Source organism: uncultured Campylobacter sp. (assembly GCF_938031315.1).
GTDB lineage: Bacteria > Campylobacterota > Campylobacteria > Campylobacterales > Campylobacteraceae > Campylobacter_B.
Window position 1 is genome coordinate 1 of record NZ_CALHHT010000048.1, and the last position, 16,368, is coordinate 16,368.

Genomic DNA, 16,368 nt, shown 5'->3' on the forward strand with positions numbered 1-16,368 from the left:
TCATTCGAGCTCTCCATCTTATTATTTGCGTTTCTAACGGCCATAACGGCAAAAAACCAACCGCCGATACAAACGAGTAGTATGTATTGCAGCGCGGTATATACCGCCGACATATTGGAAAAAAGCGTTGCATAATAAGCCAAATTTGCTTTATTCAGGTTATTTGCCGTTGCGGTTAGCTCGCGCCTCCCTTGAACGTCTACCGTATTCGTTCCATATATGGCGCTAGGATTTTTAAGATGTAAGATCCCGGTAGTTTTTGTCTGAGAAAAATCTACTACGGCTGGATCTAGGGTTACTACGCCGGCAAGGAAGCGAGTAAGCGTCATCTGTTCCGGCTTATAGCCTAAGCTTGACCTATATGGCTTAATATCGCTTGATAAAAAACCATCATTTATCGTTTGATTGGTTTCATCGATGCAGGTGGTATTCTTCGTATTGGCATTAATTCCTAGCGTATTACTAAAATCATCTTTTGGAACGATGATACAAGAGGTAACTCCGCTTTGCGGATCAAAGCCTACGACCAGTGCCTTAAATTTAGGGTCGACCTGCCTGCATTGCGGCTTACACTCACTTTTTATAACGTCGTCGTTTGTAACGAATAGCTCTTTTTCGTTAATTTCGCCTTGGCTTATGACTTCATCGGCGCAGGTGCAGGAGATTAACGCAAAAACTAAAAATAAAAACATCCTCTTCATAAATCATCCTTTAGCGAATCAGTGCCTCTATCTCTTCGCGTGCGGCTCTTGCGTCAAATTTAGTGTTCATAATGATCGCTTTTTCAGCCGTTAAAGCTATAAGATCCTTTTTCTTGGCAAGCTCTTCATTCAAATCGCTTAAAATTTTCGCCTCTGTCCACATGCGCTTATTAATACGAAAAACGTTTTCGATCTTCACGTCCTCTCTGAGAATATCTATATACTCTCTAGTGGGGGTAGCAAGAAATTCTTTATTAAAAGCCAATTTTAAGGCCAAATCGGCTTTTTTGTGTGATTCATCTTCTAAATAGCCTTGAACTTTTAAAACTTCTTGCTCTGCTATAGCCCTCATAGCATTTACGTCGGTAGTATTTTTCAACCTATTGCTTAGCATTACGCTAAATTTGTATGGAGAAAGCTCTACCGAAGTTTTTGTTGTGGCTTGAACGTTTAAAAACCTTATATTATCATATTCATCCGTATTTGCCGGTGCCCTTCCTACTATATCATCGATCGTTACCGTATCGATATTCTTTCTACCAAGGCTTTTGGCAATCCCTTTTATGAAATCGAGCTTCTCTTGATCGAATTGTAACAAAGCTGTATTCGCAGGGCTCTTCGCGGCAATAATTTTCTTAAAATCTCCGGGTTCTCCCGGCGCGTCGTAAGGCCTACCGCCTCCTCTTTTTTGGCCTAGGATAAAAATATCGCTATCGTCGCTTCCGATACCGCCCATTCCCTCGTATTTGCTTCTATTGGCGCAATACTCTCTAATAAATTCGGTATTCGCCCAAATGGAGCTGCCCCTTCTATGAAGCCCCGGGATATTCGGGGCTAGCGAACAAACGTTTAACCCCGCCTCCAGATCCGGTACCAAACTACAAATATCATAATTTCTTCCCGATAAATCGTAACATCTGCCTATAGGGCTTTCTCTGATCTTCTCTATCGTTTTTTGTAGAGCGTCTAGGCTGTCGTTAATCTGATCTATCGTTCCGCCTATACCGCCTCTTTGCGTTTTACCCGGATTGACTCCTTCAAGCGGATTAGCGATTGCTATACTGCAAAACAAGGCCATAGCGATTAAAACCAACTTCTTCATCTCTCACTCCTTTTCTCTAAATTTAGTGATTTCATTTTATGCCGCCTCCCTCTTTTCCTCATCAAGTCCTAGCTTTTTATATAACCTATACGCATCCATCAAAAACTGCTTTTTAGGGATATACTGCGTAATCGGTATAGGGCTATTCATTAATTTTAGTTCAAATGAGATCTTTTTGCCATATTTGGCTAAGCTGCTCTCCGTAGTAGCCGTCGCCCGGTACATCTTTCCGTCGTTAAAGACCATCATCTCGCCATTATTCATACCGATGACCTCCTCATGCTTAATTGCATCTTCCTTTTCAACCCTGTAATGGTCTTCTGCACCTATTTGGCCTTTGATGCTTTCTCTTTTATCGACGTAATCCATATCAATAAAGCGCTTTTGCTTAATCATTTTATTGTAAAGTTCCGTGGTCTCCGGGTGAATATTTTTCATCAAAATATGTGTTCCCGTGGTATCGAAAATTTCACGTCTTTCCAAGCTCTCGCTGCCGACTATTTTTCCTACGGAATCTATTTGCGCCGGGGATTGAAATATCGGAATGATTGAAATTCCTAAAGCGCGTGATTTTGACATAAGACGACCAAAGCCCTCTATGATATAAGATCCTATCTCGTCAAACCAGCAAACAAAAGGAATTTTCGGCTCTACCGCCTTTTCGGCTTTTTCGGCCGCCACCCCTTTTATTAAGCCTAAAATGAGTTTTCCAAGCTGTTTTGGTGTAGTATCGCTTGCCATAGTAGGAAGAGTAACAAAGATAAATTTGTTTTTTTGCACGGCCTCCCACATTGAGATAGTAGGCGTTTGCGTATTAAAAACGCGACCGTAATCGCTTTTTAGACTGGTAATAATATCAATCCAAGCTTGAGCGGCCATACCGGCATCATAAGCCCCCTGCTCCCCGTTTGATAAAGCCTCTTGCATCCTTTTTCTAATCTCTTCGGGATCCGCTTTTAGAAATTTCTCAAATTGCATCGATAATGCCGTGCTGACATAGCTCACAAAATCATCCAACGCATTGCTTAGATAGACTTTATCACGGTAGAGTATGGCACTTTCGACCACAGCGGCGAAGGGAATAAGGCGCGATAGCGCGGAAAAGTCTAACTTTAAATTTTCATTATCGCGCTGCCAAACAAGCAGCTTGAGGATATTTTTCATAAACCCCTTCTGTTTGGCCTTCCACTCATTTTCTTCGCCCTCAAGTAGCGCGATTAAAATTTCGTATAGCGCTTCGGCGCTGCCGCTTAAAAGCGGGTTGATGGTATGAGTATGATCCATATCCAAAAAATTGATATGAATAAAATCATCCTCTCTGCCTATGGCAACGAAAAGAGCGTAAATTTCCTTTGCAAATTCAGCGGTGCCCTTACCATCTACGCAGAGTCCTCCGCCATCGTTTAAAACGTGCTGCTCGATCATTCCTTTCATAAATACCGATTTGCCGGCGCCAATCGTGGCCATAATAAGCATGTGGCGCTTGAATTGCTCTGCACATAGCAGTAACGGCCGAACTATATTATTGGCTGCCCTAAACGATTTTAAAGCGCTGCCGTATAGGGTTTTGACCTCATAGCCGATATTTATCAAGTAGTTTTTGCCCGGTTTGTTTTCGGTGATATTTTCGTTCTTTGCCTTGCGTACCTTATCTCTACCTATATATATCGTCAATACAAGCATTACAGAGGATGTGGCCGTGGCCTTTGAAATGAAATTTAACGTAGGCGACGGATTTATGACCATAAAAATACTGGATATTATGCACGCAATAAAGACGGCATAGACAAAAAGCCGTATAGTCTCGTCTTTTGCTATTAAGGACTTTAAATTTTCTCTATCAGGCTTAAAAAACCGTTCTTTAACGAATTCCACTTCAGCTGCCATTGCCGCTCCTTCTTTTTGAATTTTTATTTGTATCGACGCTGGTCTTTTCTTCCGAATTCTTTGAAATTTCCGCCTTGATCTCTTCAACGGCGGAGTAGTCTTCGACGTCATCAAGCTTTTTAGCCGGTCCAGCCTTATGAATTAAAATTTTTAAATCCGATTCTCAACGAAAATCAGCTTACTTTATTTCAACATTCTCGAGCTTTTTAGACTCATAAAATTCCCGTACCGCCGGGTTTTTAAAAACCATTCTTGCATTAAGATTTCTATCAGAATAGAATGTTATAATAGACTTACCGGGGGAGGATAGAGGCGTACTCGAGTGACCCTCTCCCTCGTTTTTTTGCACATCTTTTATTTTAATTTTATCAATCACTACTCTAAATCTCACCTCGTTATTATCTTGCCATTCATATATGATAGAGCCATTACTTTCCATTAAAGGTTCTTTAAATACTTCTGTATATTTTCTTAGGTTTATTCCCAAATTCAAAAGTTCTTCTAGGCTTATTTCTCCATTTGAGCCATTTTTTAAATGATATTTTAAATGTTCTGCCCCTTTCCCCTTATCCATTTTTATATTGTGCCAGCCTTTTACATACATAACGACTTCATTAATGATCGCATTCTCAACCATATCGATGTCGGAATTTAGCTTTACGGGCGTAGCTTTTTTGCCGTTAAAAGTAACGTTATAAATTCCTAGTTTTTCTTTATCTTTCATTACAGATCCTCGTCTTCATTTGAGCTTACCGAATCATTATTCTTTGCTTCGTTTGCTTGAGCTTTTGTATATATGATATGTAGGTGTGGCTCATCTTGATTGAAGTGGTAGCCGCAAATAATCGCATCAAGCTCCAACGCGCCTATACAGAAATCAGCAAATTCCTTAAGCACCTTAAAAATTCCCTCTTTTGTATCGATACCTTCTAGCATACAAAGCTCTAAGATATTGTGGTATACGATTATATTTTCCACTCTATCAAAACCGCTGCTCTGGATCTCATCTAAAATTTGCGCATTGAGCTTGCGCTCCACAACCTCGCCTTGTAGCAATATCTCTTCACCCGGCCTATAATAGGCGTTAATTTGAGTTCGTTCATTGATATTTTTTGGAGTTGTATTGAAAAAATAGCCTAAAAAGTTCTTAGCGTGCAGATCGCTGCTAAAAACGGCATGAGGCGTCACCGCGAATTTAAGCCTTTTGGCTTTAATTAGTTTTCCGAATTCAAAGCTCATCTGTGGCCTCTTTATTTAGAATTTTTTCATAAAAAGCAATGGATTCTTCGATGCTTTCCGCACTCGGAGATTCCTTATTTTCTCTGCTTAAAAGAAGCTGCTTAAGCTCTTTTTGTTCCTTAGTTTTTAAAAGCTCGGCCGCGTGCTTCTCCTCATCCAGCACCTCTTGCGGTATGAGATTTTTAAATAACGCGTACTTAAAATATAAACCCGCGCCGTGCCTTTTTACGGAATTTAGATCCGCATTATCCAAGGCGCCGATGAGCTCGCTTTGTGTGAAATTTCTCGCTAAAACTATCAAATTTGCGGTGCCTATATTGAAAGGCTTCGTAAATCTACACCATAGATCTATCAAAAAGTATTCCGCAATATTGTCGTTTTCCTTTAAAATTCCTTCATAATCTATCGACATCTCGATAGAATCGTTAAATTCTTTGATTTTTTCATAAATTTTATTGTATAAGTTTATCTTACTTATCTCGGCTAAATTTGAAAGCCTCGTAAGCTCTAAATCCCTCATTTCGTGAAAAATATTACTCGTAAGATATTTTTCATCATTGCCGTAAATTCTATAAAATTCCTTTGACGGCTTATTGAGGTGCGTCTCCACCCTATCGCTTTTGATCTCTCTTCGGTAGTTGAAAAAATCGATAATCTTTTGAGAGGGTATATCCCAATAGCTCTCTTTCTTAGCTTTGATAAAATTTGGCGCCAAAGTCTCTTTCATAGAAATGCTACTTTGATTTTTTTTGACTACCTTGCGAACGTAGGAATAGAAATAGCTCGCCACGGCTATAAAAATGATATAAACCCAAGGGCTTGAATATTTTTCATCATTTAGCAGATAAGTGATCCAAATAATAATGATGCCTCCAAGCGCTATGGCTTTTGTAATTTTTGCCTCGTCTTTTGCGGCCGAATTTCCACTACCGAGCCAAAAAATCAAGCATACAATCGTAGCAAATATCGCAAGCCCCATCATTTTTCTCCCAAGAAGTCTGCATTGACTCCTTTTTGGATATTGTTCTCGCGGATCGATATACCCTTTTGCAGCAAGAAATTTATTTGTTTTTCGCTCATCAATCCGTCGGATTTGAGCTTTTGGATCTTCTCGAGTAGCTCATTTTGCTTGGCCAAAGCGGCGTTATATTCGATATACTTTTGCTCTAACTTTTGTTGAGCTTGCATATTTCTTGCGTAACTACGCTCTATATCCGCAATGGCCTGAGTTTTATTTATAAAAATTATGGGCTGGCACGGAACTTTATAGCATTTTGCATCCAGAATAGAAACTAGCAAAAGGCTTAAAAATATTAGAATTTTCATAATATCCCTCCGTCAAAATAAGAAGCGTCTTAGAAGGCGCTTCTTATAGTTATTTCGCGCTTAATGCCGACTTCCAATAGTCCCATACTACCTGGAGTCCTTTCATACTATCGCCCATTAGCACTCTACCCAAAACAGCATCGGCCAAAATACCGACGAAAGCGCCCAATACGCTGGCTACAACGCACGCAATGACAATTTTATAGGTATCGCCCTGCTGCTCGCTTTCTTTTTTGGATTGTTTAAAAGCTATGCCTAAACCCGTGAAAAATAAAAGCACCGGAGCCCAAGCCATGGCAGCTCTTATACCGCTTCCAGATGTTGTTGAGACGGATGAGTCAAGGTTTTTAACTACATTGTCTACTCCGTCAAATTCCCCGGCCGCATAAGCTACGCCTACTCCAAAAAGTAATAACGCAAAAAATATAATGCGTTTTTTCATTATAGATCCTTATCTTCCGGGCGCGGCGCGAATGTAATTCGTGTAAAAAACTCCGTATTTTCCAAATCAAGTTCCAGCGTATCGCCTTTGGCATTCTTTAGCGTCTCTCCTTCGACAAGCTTTTTAATATCGTTTGCATTAAGCGTTCTACCAAAAGCTTTCTGATTATACGGGATATGAAATTCGCACTCACCGGTATTAAACCAATCTTTACCTTCTTTCTTCGGTTTATAGCCGTCGCAATAAACCATTTTATCGCCTTTTTTCAATGTTCCTTTTTTGCAAAGCGGACATACAGTTGCCATTTTCTACTCCTTAAAAATTTATTTTAATAATTGCGATTGCCAATATTGGTGAATCGCAAAGAAAAGGTTTTTACCATCCGGCAAAAACAACGCCAAGCTAGCTATATACGCCCAAGCTACATATATAGTGCTTACGGCTATGAAGCTAACCATACTGAATACGATGACTCCGAGATAATCCTGCTTATAATTGTCCTTGTTGGCTTGGTAAACGCCATAGCTAATCCCCAAGACGATCACCAAAATAGGCATATTATAAAGCACGATTCTGCCGATAGTCTGAACGAGCAAAAGAATTGAATATGCTCCTAGCGCGTCATTTGTTGCACCTCCTCCGGTTAGGGCAAATACGGCACTTCTGTCGCCAGCCCAAAAAATTCTAAAAATTTTATTCGTAATGTAATGATCCTCCTCTAAAATTGAAGTATAGGCAATATCAAGTATCTTGACGATTGCCATAAATAAAACGCAGGCCATAAAATGCACCGCGAAAGCAAGCATTACCGACCCCAAAATACTAAAGCCGCTCGTAGTGCTTTCCCTAGCCTTTAAAAAAGCTCGTATCAGCACGATCCCAAAAGGGAAAATGGCAAAAGCGAGCGCAGCGGCGCCGAATACCGTAGCGGTAGAGATAAGGTGCGAACCTGCGCTAAAGCTATCGTTCATTCTTCCGCCTTTGCAACTTTCGTAGGATCGGTATTGAAAAGTTTTTCTTCAAATTTGCTTACCGGCAGCTTCAAATTAAAGACTCCTCTTGAATACCATACGCAAAGCTCATATTCATCGGTATTTTCAAGCCTATCTATGACATTCTGTCCGGGATTGAGAATTTTCTTCACCTCGTCGATGAATTCGCGCTTTTTGTCGGGCGCTAAAAGAAAAATTCTAGTATCTATGTTTCCGATTATACGCTCCGGAATATGCGCCAATTTTTGGGCGATCGAGATGAAATGAACCCCGTATTTTCTAGCCTCAAGTGCCAATTTATCAAACATTATTTCAAAATACGGTACCCTAAAATAGTTTGCAATCTCTTCTACGACATAAACTTTTTTTGAAACGCTTAATCCCTGATACATTCGCATAACCGCATAGGATCTATCCTTGAGGTATGTTTTTTGAAAGGTACTAACAAAAATAGGCACAAATAGGCTATTTTCCTTGAAATTATTGAGCTCCATACTCAAGAAATTCGCATTTACTGTATCCTCTGTATCAAAATTTGAAAAGAGGTTAAGCTTGTCGACGTCGACAAGTTTTTTATGTAGGCCTTGGAAATTTTCCCTAATATCGTCCGGGATCTGTTGATTTTCGGACTGAATTTTTGCGTACTTAATAACATCAATCAAAAGAGGCTTTTTAAGAAATTCGAATTCATCTCCCAAATTTTTCAGATATTCATTTGCAGAAAAACCTCTTTTTAAAATTTTATCTTTTAAGTTTTGATTTTTTATATCTCGCACCCTGTAATCTTGATATTCCGCTTTTCCCTCATAAATCAAACGCAAAATATCTTGGTAAAGGCTCATCTCGCCAATAGTCATGGTTTCCGCGTTAGCGGATTGAGATGAAAGTATCAAATTTATAAGGTCTGCTGAAAAAATCAAGTCGGCTTCATATGTTTCTTTACTACTATTATCTAAATTTACGATATTGTAACTGAAATTTGAAAGATCACTTTCCACACGAGCTATACTATTTTCTCCGTTTTCTTTGAGAAAATCGATCAGTCTTCTGCTCGAAAATCCTATATCGTAGTATCTCACTATGACTTTATCTTTATTTAAATTTCTTGCCTTGCGGGTCTTATAGTCGATATCCAGCATCGACGATATAATTTTTTGGAGTGTAAAGCTCTTTCCTGCACCGGGATCGGCCACTATGACCGCGTGAGGGTTGTGATTTTCGGCTGCAAAAGAATAATTTATGAAGCCTCCGTTTTTATCATATCCCCAAAAATCAGCGTTCTTTACATTCTTTTTGTGTACGCAGGCGATAAAGTTGCTAAGAAATTCCGCTGATGCCAAAAAGTCAAACTCGCTATCTCTAAACTTCAAAGGAGTCTTCTGTAAACTTTTAGTCTTAAAAATATTCTTCTTGATGAAATCCATCTTCAAAGATGTACCAAAATCTCCTATGATACTTTCATCGATGCTTTTAAAACAAGCTACGCTATTAACTATTACCAGCTGCTGATCTCCTAGATCATAAGCCTCTTTAAGAGCCGTAAAATGGGATTTATTTCCCGTCCAGCGGGCAAAGTTTATTAACCGCGAAATGTGATTTTCTATGCTCTTGCGGCCAAGGTTAAAATACGTCCAAATTGCACCGTTAAAATTCATTCTAAAAATGTTTTGAATATTTGTCTTTTGTGCTCCTTCAAGAGCTTTATAGGATTGATATAAATCCGTATGACATAGATTTTGATAGATATTTTCCCTCGCTAGCTTTGCGAAAGTTTGATAGTTGCTCTCTAATCTAGAGTTAAAATTTAGCGATACGGTTCTATGAATATCTTTGTCTTTAACAAAATATTGATTTTGCAAAAAAAGATCTAAAACCGCGTTTGCCAATTCGGCGCCGCTTAAAAAGGTCAATCTATACTTATTCGCTATCGATTTTAGTAAATTTTGATTGTAACCAAAGAGATACTGGCCGTGATAGTATCCGTTTTTTAAAATGACATACCAAAAAAAGGCATCTTTTGTGTTCTGATAGGTTCGAAAGATCTCTTTTACGCCGATTTCATCAAAATATATCGGCGTATTGCCACTGCCTTCGAGTTTTATTCCGTATAAATTCTTATATGGAGTATTGATCAGAATATGGTCGTTTAAAATATCATCGATTACCAACCCTTTGTTGGAGTAAAATTCATTAAAAAGCCCCTTTAGTGGCGCTAGCACCTTTCCAAAAAGCGTTTTTTCGACCTCTTTTTGTGCTTTTTCGTTTTTGTAGCCGGCATAAAGCCCCATGCCAGCTAAAATGATCAAGAATAGTAACGCGGGGTTCATTTGCCTTCTCCAAAAAAGCTATCAAAATAATTCATAAATCTAGCGTAATAATTATAGTTCTTTTTGGTCGCAAAGCCTTTATTATAGCACTCGATAGCGTCTTTTGCCGAGCTATACCTACCGGCGCAAAGAGCTAAAATTTCTTTTGATTTGGAAACATTGTATTGCGGATCAAAGATGAACTCAAGCTCATCTTTTTTTAAATTTTGCTTCGAAATTTGCATAAGGCCGAAATCTACATTGAAGTCAAAATCCCAAAAGAATTTTGCAAGCTCCAGCATCGCTTCTTTACTATTGCTGGATATGCTCACGGCATATTTTGAGCTATTATATTTTGAGCTTCTAAAGTGGTATATACTGCCTTTAAAGCCTGCTTTGAGTTTTTTGATGAGATCCGTGTCGCTTGTTAAAAAGCTGATAATATATGGCTGAAAATTACTCTCCGTCTTTGCAATCGTATATAGCACCCTTACGTCTATATTGCTGCTATAAGCGGCAGCCCATAAACTATCTGCTATATCCTGTCTTACGTCGGCATTTGACGTGCATGCGCAAAGCAAAAACGCTAAAAGAGCTCTTTTCATAGCTTATCGCCTTTCGTTACCATCTCTATTTCAAAGCTATCTATCCTCATACCGTAAGGATTCACATCAGAGCTGCGCTCTAAATCGAAATCGCCCGTAGCCTTGATCCTGACTTGCCCACGTTCGTTTTGGTATTTTCCTTGCGATAGGATCCACGAATTTGTAGCCACTTTGATATATATGTCGATACTATACTTATTTCCATTGTATTCAAAGGAATTTACGGTGTAATCGACAATATTGATGTATTCAGGGAGTTTATCGCGCGCAACCGCGTTGATCAGCCATTGGATATAGCTGATGAATTGACCTACGCTTCTTTTGCTCTCTTCGCTCTGCGACTTTGTGTCAAGAAAATATAAATATATATTGCCAAGGCTCTTGGACGCTTCCAAAACATCCTTATACGTGGTAATATTGGCTCTGCTAAAGCCCTCCGTTAACTCCGATCTTGAAACGATAAAATTATTGACAAATACGCTTATGGCATATTGCTTTAGGTATTCGGCCTTGAGCGGAGTTTTGACAACTTTTATGGCCCTGCCATCGGTAGTAGTTAGCACCACTTTGCCATTATTATCGTAAATCGAGGCCTTTAGCTCCTCCATCTGCGCGGTAATGCTATGAAGCTCCCACGCGATTACGACAATAGCCACTATCATCCCCCAAAATAGATATTTCCAATTTTTCCCGAAGAACATCTCACATTTAAAGGATAGTTTTTCTTCTTCCATTATAGGTATCCTTCTTGCTTTAATTGCTCTTTTCTTCTAACAAGCCTTCGGATGTCCTCGTCAATCGTTTTTGCCTCAAGCTGTTTTTTATATATGCTTATGAGCCTATCGGATGAAGCCACTAGATCTTCAAGGATTTGTATTTTTTCGCGTAAATTTGAAATTTCAGTGGTTAATCTCTTTATCTCTTTACAAAAATTTTCAAACTCTCTTCGCGCCGCACGTTCAAATTGAATGAAATATTGCCTGATCTCCTTGCCCTTTGCATTCTTTTCAAGCATTGAAAATTCTTTTGCAAGATCAAGGGTGATGATATATTCTTTCGCTGGGCGCCCGCCCAAGGGGTTTTTAATAGAATTATTAAAAACCTCCTCTATTTCCGTAGAGTTTTTGACAACCTTGTCAAAAACACCATTGGTGGTGGGCATTTCCATAATAATATAATCAATATTTTCGTCCGCCATAGTATCCTTTAGTCTATTTTGTATCCAATTGGCAAATTGCTGTTTACTTTTTAAAATTTTATGTAGCTCTCTAGCATTTACGGAGTTGATCTCCTCGTCTCCAATTTTGTATTGAAAAATTTTAACCATCTCTTGCATTTTTATCTCCTTAATCGCAAATTTGAAACTGATCGCAGAAATTCTGCTTTTCTGTTCTATTGAAGAACATTACTTTTAGCCTATTTTTCTCTTTATCTACGCTATACACAAGATTCGCTTTTTTCAAAATTTCCTCATTCTCACCGCTCTTCTCAATGCTGATAGTGATGATGTTTTGATTACTATCAGCCGATGCCGGCATAAACGTAGAAGCGTCTCTATTTGCCACATACACGCTATTTCTAGCCTCCAAAGGATCTCCCTTGATCCTTTCCGGGTACGGATTAGTAGGAAGCGTGTTAAATTTCGTGAAAATTTCCGAAATATTAAGCTGCTTTTCGATCTTGCTCGGTTGGATCTCAATCTTTACGTTTCCGTCGCTATCTACTCTTTGCCAAACCTTCGGATACGTAATATAGCCCTTTTGCATGAAGTATTTTCCTACTTCATAGGCTCTGATTTCGTTTTTATATTTGGCAAGAATCTTTTTCGCTTCTTCAAACGCATCCTTTACTCCCTGCTCATAGCCTTGAGCATAACCGGCATCTAAACCTCTTTGATAAAAAAACTCCTCGGCTTCATTGCTTGCAAAGCAGCCGCACACAGCTAACGCTACTAAAATGACTTTTTTCATTGTATTTTTTCTCCTTTTTTGTCAATAACTAAGTCTATATAAATTCTACTTCCGCCAACTATCTCATATAGATACGGTAGATCCTTTTTGAAAATTTCTGCGGTATTTTTCACGATTCCAGCGGTAATATCAATTGCCGCCTTCGTCACATAATCCATTGCATTCGGTTTTTCTGTGTTTTGATTTTGGATAGGAGCGATATAGGAATTTGCACCATTTCCAACTGTTACGTATTCGGTGGTATTACGTCTTCTGCTCTCCTTGAGCTCCGATAGATAGTCGCTTGATTGCGTCTTTATTACATCTGCGCTATTGCTGGTAGCCGTCAGAGCAATCTCCGCGAGCTTTCGATCATTGACGTATGTGGCGATATTATAGGTTGTCTTGGCCTCATTAAGCACCCGGCTTCTTATTACTCTGTATCTCCAATTTTTGAATTCGATATACGCCGGATCATAAATTAGAGTTGAAGTCTCATTTACCGGGGTTAAATTTCCAAAAATTTCGAGCTGCCCTATGTTCGTATTGCATATAAATTTTCCAGCACCCGGTTGTTTGCCTACGAGTATGTCATCTCTAATCAAGCAATAGCCAGCTACGGTTAGATTGTTATCCATTCTTACAATCGACGGTGTACCACCAGCGCTTAAATTTTGATCTACGACGTCAATTAAAGACGCCTTCGCAGCCGTATATTCTGCGTTATTTTGAGCATTATTGTAAATAATAAAATTTAGGATAGCTTCCCTTCTAAAATGCTCTTTTGATTGATATTCACCTATGTCGTTATTAGGGCTTTCAGTTACTACTTTTTCGCCATAGGCGCTCCCTTCTACAATATTATCGCTCTCTCTTGCCGCAAAAGCCGAAACTGCCATTAATAGCAGAGCTAAAATTATCTTATTCATTTTTCGACCTTTGAATTTTGTTCCGCAATGTTTCTACCTCTCTCCCAAATATTCATCGATTTAGGACTTTGCTTAGGAACGACCGTTTTCTGATAATTTTGCTCGACCTTAATATTTTCGTCGAGTATCTCTATGCTGTTTTCATCCGAATTCGGATTACTAAGCATCAATCTTGCGTAACGGTCGTATTCATCTATCACAGATCTTTGAATGCCTACTTTTTTAGCCTTTGCATAACGAGAGGGTATTACAACTTCGCTTTGCTTTGGTAGCGGATTTGTCTGCACTCGTCCAGTGCATCCGGCAAAAAATATCACAAAAATAAAAACTAAATTTAGCCGTTTCATTGTCGCTACCTCGTAAATCTCACGTCTTTCATCCTGAAATATCTATTTGAACCGCTAGCCTTAACATATTGTATGCCATCGGTATCAATGATCGTTTTTTCATATTTAAGCTTTTGAGTATCACTACTTCGCCCTATTCTCATCATTACCCCGTCCGATACATTGAAAACGTCGACTCCGCTTTTTGGTATGAAAGACTGATATGAGGCGTTCGGCTTTGCTACTTGCTGTCGTTGCGCTTGATAATAGGTGTATTCGCTTCTTTTGATCGCGCCCTCTACTACGTTGCGCTTTTCGATATAGAAAGATCGATCGAGTATAGGCGTTACGACTCTAGCTCTGCCACCGTTACTTTCTTTTTCAATTTTGTAGCCCAGTAAATTTTCAAGCTTTCGCTTTGCCATATCTCTATCGGCATCGCGAAGATAGCTACCAAAGTATAGTCTCTCACCGCTAAAGCCGAGATCGGTAAAACCGTTTGAAAACGCGATAAACTGCGATAGCAGTATCTCATTCGTGCTAAGATGAGAGGTATTGAGATAGAGCAGCTTATCACCCGTATAATTAAGCGTTCGATTTAAGTTTGAGCCGTTAATGAGCTCAAGCTTGACCGCTTCGACGGCCGTCTCAAAACCTTTTTTAAAATCTGCATCGTTTGCAAACGTTAAATTTGCAACTACCAAAGCTATCAAAGCCAATTTTTTCATTTTTTACTCCTAAAATTTAGATTGATAATTTCTCCGTCGTTTTCTTGCAAAACGACGTTTTCTTTCGTAATTTCCTTAATCTTATAGCCCAAAATGGTATCTCCCTCATAAAAGTTCTCTCCATTTAAGCTAAAAAAATTTTTTTTCATCCTGATCTCATTTTTAAGCTTCTCTAGCTTACTTTCGTTTTGGCTTTGAATTTCTGATCGATCTTGTTGATCTTGAGAGCTTAACGGATCTTGCTCCTCTGGGATATTGATTTGCTTCGTCTCTTTTTCTTCGGGCACACTCGTATCCGGTCTCTCTATTGCCGCCTTGATCGCCTGATCATCAAAAAGAGAGCTTAAATTTTCATCTTTTTTAGTAGTCTCCGCATCTCTCGTATTCGCAGAAGCGCTTGGAGCGGTCTGCATCGATACGACCTCGGAAGAAAGAGGTGGTGGAGCTAAAACTTGAGTGTTTTCTTTAGTCAAGTTTTTATCACTCGCCGCCGCGCTTAAATTTGCATCTGAATTTTGTGCGCTGCCGTCTCCCGAAAAAATCCATAACACTATTAAAAGCGCCGCTATCGTAGCGGCAAATATCGCGATCAAACGCTTTGATGAGCTACCTTTAGATGTAGCCTCATTGTCTTTTTTACTTTCATTTTCGTTTGGTGCAAAATCTAAATTTAACTGTGCCATAGCCTAAAACCTATTCCCGGTATCGACTCTATAAGTTTGCTTACCTATATGAAGTCCGCCGAATTTCGGATCCTTAATAATTCTATACGTTATGCCGTCAATATCGATATAGTTATATTCATCCTGCGGATATTTACCATACAGTTTTACGTAAGTATTAATGATTTCAAAGTCATCTTTCTTAGCCACATTAAGATAGCTTAATACCAAATTTAGTTTTTCATCGGTGTTTTCTCGCTGATAACGCTCGATTAGGAAATTTGCTACGTAATTTTTCTTTTCAAGCGTATATATCACCGTCATATTGGCGATTCTAAAGTCTTTTTTTACCCTAAGCAGGATAGTGTTTTGTTCGAATTTGAGCGTTATAGGCTCTACACTTATATCGACACTACTTATTACGCTTCCTTGAGGCAGTAGAATCGTTGTCGTAAAATATGGATGAGTAGTAATCTTATCGACTGTACTGATCGGTTTTTGCACGGGCTTATAATTGACGATAGTCTCGTCAAATTCGTCAAAAACCTCCTGTAAATTTTGATCCTTTTTCTGAACGTCCTTGATTTCTTCATTTCCCAGTCCAAGGTAAAAATGATTTACCTTTAAATCGTCATTGCCGCCTTGCAAAGCCTCTTGATCGTTTTGCGACCGAAAATTTTGCGGGCTTAGCGGATTATTACCTGCGGTATCGGCCGCAAAGACAAAGATGGCCAAAGTTAGAAGTATTGCTACTTTTTTCATTTTTCTTGCTCCAAAATGATCTGTGCCACGATTTTATCGTTCCTTTTAATAGAAAAAATACGCTTATTTTTATCGAAAAGGGCAGTAAAAAGGGCAACGAATAGAAAAAAATACTTCAAGACGAACGGCACGCTAGCGATATAAAAATACCCGCTAGCGAGGAATGCCACAAAAGATAGATAAATGAAAACTCTATTTGCAAAGAAGACTATTACGGCTAAAATTAGAGCTACGCTATATTCAAGAATTTTGATCTTTAGGCCAAAATTTAGATCATTTGTATTGAATATTGCTGCAAATATTAGTGCAACCGGGAGATATTTGCAGCACATGTATATGATTTTTGACATAGGCCTTAGCACAAACGTCTCATCGTTTGAAGTGATTAGTTTATTATTCTCAAAATCTATCC

At 39.0% G+C, this 16,368-nt stretch carries 20 protein-coding genes; all 20 read right to left on the reverse strand.

Going from position 1 to position 16,368, the window contains the following annotated elements:
* Nucleotides 1–701 (reverse strand): hypothetical protein (locus tag Q0236_RS01340; RefSeq protein WP_297914125.1); only part of this gene is annotated, 701 nt, incomplete at its 3' end.
* 10 nt (nucleotides 702–711) lie between these two features.
* Entirely contained in the window at nucleotides 712–1,803 is a 1,092-nt protein-coding gene (locus tag Q0236_RS01345; RefSeq protein WP_297914128.1) for a hypothetical protein, read from the reverse strand.
* A 36-nt stretch (nucleotides 1,804–1,839) separates the two neighbouring features.
* Nucleotides 1,840–3,690, reverse strand: a complete 1,851-nt coding sequence (locus Q0236_RS01350; RefSeq protein WP_297914131.1) for a TraM recognition domain-containing protein — start codon at nucleotides 3,688–3,690, stop codon at nucleotides 1,840–1,842.
* A 178-nt stretch (nucleotides 3,691–3,868) separates the two neighbouring features.
* On the reverse strand, nucleotides 3,869–4,414 hold the full coding sequence (locus Q0236_RS01355) for a hypothetical protein (RefSeq protein WP_297914134.1): 546 nt from the start codon (nucleotides 4,412–4,414) through the stop codon (nucleotides 3,869–3,871).
* Complete coding sequence (locus Q0236_RS01360; RefSeq protein ID WP_297914137.1) at nucleotides 4,414–4,929, reverse strand: hypothetical protein; 516 nt, start codon at nucleotides 4,927–4,929, stop codon at nucleotides 4,414–4,416. The genes Q0236_RS01355 and Q0236_RS01360 overlap by 1 nt, the downstream gene beginning before the upstream one ends.
* On the reverse strand, nucleotides 4,919–5,908 hold the full coding sequence (locus tag Q0236_RS01365; RefSeq protein WP_297914140.1) for a hypothetical protein: 990 nt from the start codon (nucleotides 5,906–5,908) through the stop codon (nucleotides 4,919–4,921). Before Q0236_RS01365 ends, Q0236_RS01360 begins: the two co-directional genes overlap by 11 nt.
* Nucleotides 5,908–6,255, reverse strand: coding sequence for a hypothetical protein (locus Q0236_RS01370; protein WP_297914143.1), 348 nt, complete (start codon nucleotides 6,253–6,255; stop codon nucleotides 5,908–5,910). Before Q0236_RS01370 ends, Q0236_RS01365 begins: the two co-directional genes overlap by 1 nt.
* Before the next feature lie 49 nt (nucleotides 6,256–6,304).
* Nucleotides 6,305–6,697: a hypothetical protein gene (locus tag Q0236_RS01375; protein ID WP_297914145.1), complete on the reverse strand. Its 393-nt coding sequence runs from the start codon at nucleotides 6,695–6,697 to the stop codon at nucleotides 6,305–6,307.
* A complete protein-coding gene (locus tag Q0236_RS01380) occupies nucleotides 6,697–7,002 on the reverse strand; it encodes a hypothetical protein (protein ID WP_297914148.1) in 306 nt (101 codons plus the stop codon). The genes Q0236_RS01375 and Q0236_RS01380 overlap by 1 nt, the downstream gene beginning before the upstream one ends.
* A gap of 18 nt (nucleotides 7,003–7,020) precedes the next feature.
* Nucleotides 7,021–7,668 (reverse strand): hypothetical protein, encoded by a 648-nt coding sequence (locus Q0236_RS01385; protein WP_297914151.1) that lies wholly within the window; start codon nucleotides 7,666–7,668, stop codon nucleotides 7,021–7,023.
* Entirely contained in the window at nucleotides 7,665–9,995 is a 2,331-nt protein-coding gene (locus tag Q0236_RS01390; RefSeq protein WP_297914154.1) for a hypothetical protein, read from the reverse strand. Before Q0236_RS01390 ends, Q0236_RS01385 begins: the two co-directional genes overlap by 4 nt.
* 17 nt (nucleotides 9,996–10,012) lie before the next feature.
* A complete protein-coding gene (locus tag Q0236_RS01395) occupies nucleotides 10,013–10,600 on the reverse strand; it encodes a transglycosylase SLT domain-containing protein (protein ID WP_297914157.1) in 588 nt (195 codons plus the stop codon).
* Nucleotides 10,597–11,334, reverse strand: coding sequence for a hypothetical protein (locus Q0236_RS01400; RefSeq protein ID WP_297914160.1), 738 nt, complete (start codon nucleotides 11,332–11,334; stop codon nucleotides 10,597–10,599). The genes Q0236_RS01395 and Q0236_RS01400 overlap by 4 nt, the downstream gene beginning before the upstream one ends.
* Nucleotides 11,334–11,936: an antA/AntB antirepressor family protein gene (locus Q0236_RS01405; protein WP_297914163.1), complete on the reverse strand. Its 603-nt coding sequence runs from the start codon at nucleotides 11,934–11,936 to the stop codon at nucleotides 11,334–11,336. The genes Q0236_RS01400 and Q0236_RS01405 overlap by 1 nt, the downstream gene beginning before the upstream one ends.
* Before the next feature lie 10 nt (nucleotides 11,937–11,946).
* Nucleotides 11,947–12,570, reverse strand: coding sequence for a hypothetical protein (locus tag Q0236_RS01410; protein WP_297914165.1), 624 nt, complete (start codon nucleotides 12,568–12,570; stop codon nucleotides 11,947–11,949).
* Nucleotides 12,567–13,478 (reverse strand): hypothetical protein, encoded by a 912-nt coding sequence (locus tag Q0236_RS01415; RefSeq protein ID WP_297914168.1) that lies wholly within the window; start codon nucleotides 13,476–13,478, stop codon nucleotides 12,567–12,569. Before Q0236_RS01415 ends, Q0236_RS01410 begins: the two co-directional genes overlap by 4 nt.
* Entirely contained in the window at nucleotides 13,475–13,825 is a 351-nt protein-coding gene (locus Q0236_RS01420) for a hypothetical protein (protein WP_297914171.1), read from the reverse strand. Before Q0236_RS01420 ends, Q0236_RS01415 begins: the two co-directional genes overlap by 4 nt.
* Before the next feature lie 5 nt (nucleotides 13,826–13,830).
* Complete coding sequence (locus tag Q0236_RS01425) at nucleotides 13,831–14,532, reverse strand: hypothetical protein (protein ID WP_297914174.1); 702 nt, start codon at nucleotides 14,530–14,532, stop codon at nucleotides 13,831–13,833.
* Nucleotides 14,529–15,215 carry a hypothetical protein gene (locus Q0236_RS01430; RefSeq protein ID WP_297914177.1) on the reverse strand — a complete coding sequence of 229 codons (687 nt, stop codon included), beginning with the start codon at nucleotides 15,213–15,215 and terminating at the stop codon, nucleotides 14,529–14,531. Before Q0236_RS01430 ends, Q0236_RS01425 begins: the two co-directional genes overlap by 4 nt.
* Nucleotides 15,216–15,218: 3 nt before the next feature.
* A complete protein-coding gene (locus Q0236_RS01435) occupies nucleotides 15,219–15,956 on the reverse strand; it encodes a hypothetical protein (RefSeq protein ID WP_297914180.1) in 738 nt (245 codons plus the stop codon).
* Nucleotides 15,957–16,368 lie beyond the last annotated feature (412 nt).

What these genes read in the sequence shown, in the direction of transcription:
- Q0236_RS01345 (WP_297914128.1), bottom strand. Translation starts at nt 1,803, where the DNA reads ATGAAGAAGTTGGTTTTAATCGCTATGGCCTTGTTTTGCAGTATAGCA.
- Q0236_RS01350 (WP_297914131.1), bottom strand. Translation starts at nt 3,690, where the DNA reads ATGGCAGCTGAAGTGGAATTCGTTAAAGAACGGTTTTTTAAGCCTGAT.
- Q0236_RS01355 (WP_297914134.1), bottom strand. Translation starts at nt 4,414, where the DNA reads ATGAAAGATAAAGAAAAACTAGGAATTTATAACGTTACTTTTAACGGC.
- Q0236_RS01360 (WP_297914137.1), bottom strand. Translation starts at nt 4,929, where the DNA reads ATGAGCTTTGAATTCGGAAAACTAATTAAAGCCAAAAGGCTTAAATTC.
- Q0236_RS01365 (WP_297914140.1), bottom strand. Translation starts at nt 5,908, where the DNA reads ATGGGGCTTGCGATATTTGCTACGATTGTATGCTTGATTTTTTGGCTC.
- Q0236_RS01370 (WP_297914143.1), bottom strand. Translation starts at nt 6,255, where the DNA reads ATGAAAATTCTAATATTTTTAAGCCTTTTGCTAGTTTCTATTCTGGAT.
- Q0236_RS01375 (WP_297914145.1), bottom strand. Translation starts at nt 6,697, where the DNA reads ATGAAAAAACGCATTATATTTTTTGCGTTATTACTTTTTGGAGTAGGC.
- Q0236_RS01380 (WP_297914148.1), bottom strand. Translation starts at nt 7,002, where the DNA reads ATGGCAACTGTATGTCCGCTTTGCAAAAAAGGAACATTGAAAAAAGGC.
- Q0236_RS01385 (WP_297914151.1), bottom strand. Translation starts at nt 7,668, where the DNA reads ATGAACGATAGCTTTAGCGCAGGTTCGCACCTTATCTCTACCGCTACG.
- Q0236_RS01395 (WP_297914157.1), bottom strand. Translation starts at nt 10,600, where the DNA reads ATGAAAAGAGCTCTTTTAGCGTTTTTGCTTTGCGCATGCACGTCAAAT.
- Q0236_RS01400 (WP_297914160.1), bottom strand. Translation starts at nt 11,334, where the DNA reads ATGGAAGAAGAAAAACTATCCTTTAAATGTGAGATGTTCTTCGGGAAA.
- Q0236_RS01405 (WP_297914163.1), bottom strand. Translation starts at nt 11,936, where the DNA reads ATGCAAGAGATGGTTAAAATTTTTCAATACAAAATTGGAGACGAGGAG.
- Q0236_RS01410 (WP_297914165.1), bottom strand. Translation starts at nt 12,570, where the DNA reads ATGAAAAAAGTCATTTTAGTAGCGTTAGCTGTGTGCGGCTGCTTTGCA.
- Q0236_RS01415 (WP_297914168.1), bottom strand. Translation starts at nt 13,478, where the DNA reads ATGAATAAGATAATTTTAGCTCTGCTATTAATGGCAGTTTCGGCTTTT.
- Q0236_RS01420 (WP_297914171.1), bottom strand. Translation starts at nt 13,825, where the DNA reads ATGAAACGGCTAAATTTAGTTTTTATTTTTGTGATATTTTTTGCCGGA.
- Q0236_RS01425 (WP_297914174.1), bottom strand. Translation starts at nt 14,532, where the DNA reads ATGAAAAAATTGGCTTTGATAGCTTTGGTAGTTGCAAATTTAACGTTT.
- Q0236_RS01430 (WP_297914177.1), bottom strand. Translation starts at nt 15,215, where the DNA reads ATGGCACAGTTAAATTTAGATTTTGCACCAAACGAAAATGAAAGTAAA.
- Q0236_RS01435 (WP_297914180.1), bottom strand. Translation starts at nt 15,956, where the DNA reads ATGAAAAAAGTAGCAATACTTCTAACTTTGGCCATCTTTGTCTTTGCG.